Annotated in this window: 5 protein-coding genes; all 5 read left to right on the top strand. The window is 56.3% G+C overall.

The window, feature by feature from the left end; genetic code table 11:
• The first annotated feature begins 108 nt into the window (after positions 1 to 108).
• The gene (locus AC221Y_RS22315; RefSeq protein WP_486708498.1) at positions 109 to 366 is read left to right on the top strand and encodes a hypothetical protein; all 258 of its coding nucleotides are present in this window, start codon (positions 109 to 111) and stop codon (positions 364 to 366) included.
• Positions 363 to 719, top strand: a complete 357-nt coding sequence (locus tag AC221Y_RS22310) for a CidA/LrgA family protein (RefSeq protein ID WP_486708497.1) — start codon at positions 363 to 365, stop codon at positions 717 to 719. The genes AC221Y_RS22315 and AC221Y_RS22310 overlap by 4 nt, the downstream gene beginning before the upstream one ends.
• Complete coding sequence (locus tag AC221Y_RS22305; RefSeq protein ID WP_486708496.1) at positions 716 to 1,420, top strand: LrgB family protein; 705 nt, start codon at positions 716 to 718, stop codon at positions 1,418 to 1,420. Before AC221Y_RS22310 ends, AC221Y_RS22305 begins: the two co-directional genes overlap by 4 nt.
• A gap of 185 nt (positions 1,421 to 1,605) precedes the next feature.
• A complete protein-coding gene (locus AC221Y_RS22300) occupies positions 1,606 to 2,376 on the top strand; it encodes an ABC transporter ATP-binding protein (protein ID WP_486708495.1) in 771 nt (256 codons plus the stop codon).
• A 30-nt stretch (positions 2,377 to 2,406) separates the two neighbouring features.
• The gene (locus AC221Y_RS22295; RefSeq protein WP_486708494.1) at positions 2,407 to 3,144 is read left to right on the top strand and encodes a transporter substrate-binding domain-containing protein; all 738 of its coding nucleotides are present in this window, start codon (positions 2,407 to 2,409) and stop codon (positions 3,142 to 3,144) included.
• The last annotated feature ends 206 nt before the right edge of the window (positions 3,145 to 3,350 follow it).

The following is a 3,350-nucleotide window of genomic DNA, read 5'->3' as shown; positions in this document are numbered from 1 at the left end:
TTAGACGAACTGGAGACGGAATATTGACGCTTAAAGGTTGGGACATCTGCCACTCTGATGCAGTGGAAGGTCGATTGTCAGAATCGATGCAGAATAGAAAGAATTACGATGGCTAACCCGCTTTCAGTTGTACCGGATCTTGCGGGTGCGACGGCCTCCAAAATCGGGGAATTGCCGCTCGTGTTTCGGGTGCTTAGTGTAAAGTCGAACTCCCAAGAAATGCCGAGGCCAGAACGCTTGCCACGCAGAGCCACAGCAACGTCACGCGAAAAGATCATCACTGACACAACACCAACCCTTGGGCGCGATCTGTGGGATGCCTCCGAAATCGGACGGAACCCGGTCAGGACCGGAGTGAACCAATGACCCGCTCAGTGGCCATCCTGCTCCTCTTGCTCATTCTCGGAGACGCAATCGCCGAACACTTCTCGCTGCCGGTTCCGGGCGCGGCGCTCGGTCTTGCCGCACTGTCCATCGCTTTCGCGATCCGCGGCGGGCCGGACCCGGGATCGGAAGAGTTGTTCGATTTCGCAGCGCCCTACTTTCCGTTGTTCTTCGTCCCTGCGGCCGTGGGTGTGGTCGCGAACATTGAAATCATTTCCATTGCCTGGGTCTTCATACTGACCGCAGTGGTTTTGGGAACGATTGTGACGCTCCTGATAACTGGTCTGGTCTTTCAGGCGTTGATCCGGCGCATCGCCAGCATGGTGCAAACGTGACCGGGTGGATCGCACTGGCCCAAAGCCAGCCGCTCTTCGCCGTCTGCATTACGGTTGCGGCCTATGCGGCTGCCGAAGCTCTCTGGCGAAAGTCGGGCCAGCTGGCATTTCTCAATCCGGTCCTGACGGCAACGACCGCGGTCGCGTGCCTGCTGCTCTTATTAGAGATTTCGTACGACGACTATCTCCGGCAGGCTGAGCCGATCAACGAGACCCTTGCGCTCGTGATCGTCCTGCTGGCGGTCCCGCTCTGCCGGCAATTTTGGCTGATCAGGAGGGTCGGGTTCCCGATGATCCTTGCTCTCGTGACCGGATCAATCGTGGCCGTCGCGAGCGCGATCATACTTCCGGCCGCCATGGGGGCCGGAGACGCGCTGCTCGCCACGATCGCGCCGAAATCGGCGACGGCGGCCGTAGCCGTGGAGATCGCGGATCGGCTGGGAGGTGTGCCCGGCCTGACTGCGGTTATCACCATCTCCACCGGCATTTTCGGTGCGGCGTTCGGGCCGTCGATACTGGAAGCCGGCGGGGTGCGCGACGAGCGCGCGAAAGGCTTCGCCCTTGGCCTGGCCTCGCATGGCATCGGTACAGCCCGCGCCTTTCAGATTTCCGAGACTGCGGGCGTCTTTGCCAGCATCGGAATGATCCTCAATGCGCTGCTGACAATTCTTCTCGTCCCGCTCTTGGTGGCGCTGCTTTAAGGGCAACGTGGATTCGCGCTGATTTCCGAACGTTTCGCATGTGTTGGAAGCAAAACATTGCCGTCTGTCTCAAAGGCCGTGACGGGTTACAGGTTGAATCTATTTGAATTACGGACATGCCAACTCTAGAGTTCTCGCGAACTGCATGAAAGAATAGCGCAAACCAACTGGGAGAGCGGTCCACAATGGCAGAAGATGCTATAATACGAGTTGAAAACCTGCATAAATCCTATGGCCCGATCGAGGTGATCAAAGGCGTTTCCCTGACCGCAAATGAGCACGATGTCATTTCGCTTATCGGGGCTTCGGGATCGGGCAAATCGACAATCTTGCGATGCATGAACCTGCTGGAAATGCCAACCTCAGGCGAGATATACATATCCGGGCGGCGACTACCGTTATCCGAGCCGAAAAACGGCGTCCGGAAAGTGACCTCGGAAAAAGAATTGCGGGCCATTCGCACGAGCCTGGGCATGGTCTTTCAGAGTTTCAATCTCTGGAGCCACCTAACCGTCATCGAAAATATCATGGAAGCCCCTCTCCGGGTTTTGAAGAAGTCAAAAGACGAGGCCCGCGCGAATGCCGAGCGATTGCTGGAGCGAGTCGGTATATCGGCTAAACGCGACATGTATCCGAGCCAACTTTCGGGTGGGCAACAACAGCGCGTCGCCATTGCCCGCACGCTGGCACTGGACCCCAAGGTCATGCTGTTCGACGAGCCGACATCCGCGCTTGACCCGGAAATGGTTGGGGAGGTCCTGCAGGTAATGCGTGATTTGGCCGATGAAGGTCGCACGATGATTGTCGTCACGCATGAAATGGGCTTCGCCAGAGAAGTTTCCAACCATGTGGTCTTTCTGGACCAGGGAAAAATAGGGGAGCAAGGACATCCGTCAGAGTTGTTCAAATCCCCGCAAACAGAGAACTGTCAGAAATTTCTGAGCAAGGTTCTTTGACTGCAAACAATCCAACAAGGAGAAAAAAAGATGAAACTTAAGATCAGTGTACTGGCAACCGCGTTTGCCGTCACATTCGGCGGACTCGCCTTCGCCGAAGACCTGCGCATTGCAACCGAGGGCGCCTACCCCCCGTTCAACGAAAAAAACGCAGCGGGCGAACTGGTGGGCTTTGACGTCGACATTGCGAACGCCCTGTGCGCCGAGATGCAGCGGACTTGTGTCATCGTAGCGCAGGACTGGGACGGCATTATCCCAGGTCTGGTCAACAACAAGTACGACGCCATCATAGCGTCGATGTCCATCACCGAGGATCGTTTGAAATCCATCGACTTCACCGACCCATATTATTCCAACTATATCGCGCTGGTCGCAAAGAACGGGTCAGGCTTTTCGATGGAGGATGTGTCCACGAAACCCATCGGCGCCCAGCGCTCGACCGTCGCATCCGAATGGGCGGAAGACAAAGCCGGTTCGCGAGGCGATGTGAAGCTGTACGACACCCAGACTGCGGCTTACTCTGACCTTGAATCGGGGCGTATAGATGCCTTGGTTTCTGATTTTCTGCCTGCAACTGAATGGTTGAAGTCAAACCCCGACTTCGACTTGGTCGGCGGCAAGATCGATATCGATGACAAGATTGGCATTGGACTGCGCCAAGGCGAAGACGATCTGAAGGACGCGTTCAACAAGGCGCTTGCGGCAATCCGCGAAAATGGCGTTTACGCCGAGATTTCCGACAAGTACTTCGGTGTTGATATCTACTGATCTGAAGGGAGCCATCGGCTCCCTTTTCCACAGAGGCTAATGACATGTTTGAACTGCTCTCTTTTGGCGATACTGGCTGGGGTGACGACCTGCTGAGAGGAGCGGCCATCACGGTCCAGTTGGCCTTGTGCTCTGTCGCGTTGGGGTTTTCGCTGGGTTTGTTGCTCGATATTGCGAAGCTGTCCAGGTTCACGGTCTTGCGATGG

The sequence above is a fragment of the Boseongicola sp. genome (assembly GCF_057460485.1).
Note: the sequence above shows the minus strand (reverse complement) of the source record. Positions and strands in the feature narration are given on the sequence as shown.

Excerpts from the sequence above, each read along its gene's own strand:
- AC221Y_RS22315 (WP_486708498.1), top strand. The coding sequence starts at position 109 with ATGGCTAACCCGCTTTCAGTTGTACCGGATCTTGCGGGTGCGACGGCC.
- AC221Y_RS22300 (WP_486708495.1), top strand. The coding sequence starts at position 1,606 with ATGGCAGAAGATGCTATAATACGAGTTGAAAACCTGCATAAATCCTAT.
- AC221Y_RS22295 (WP_486708494.1), top strand. The coding sequence starts at position 2,407 with ATGAAACTTAAGATCAGTGTACTGGCAACCGCGTTTGCCGTCACATTC.
- AC221Y_RS22310 (WP_486708497.1), top strand. The coding sequence starts at position 363 with ATGACCCGCTCAGTGGCCATCCTGCTCCTCTTGCTCATTCTCGGAGAC.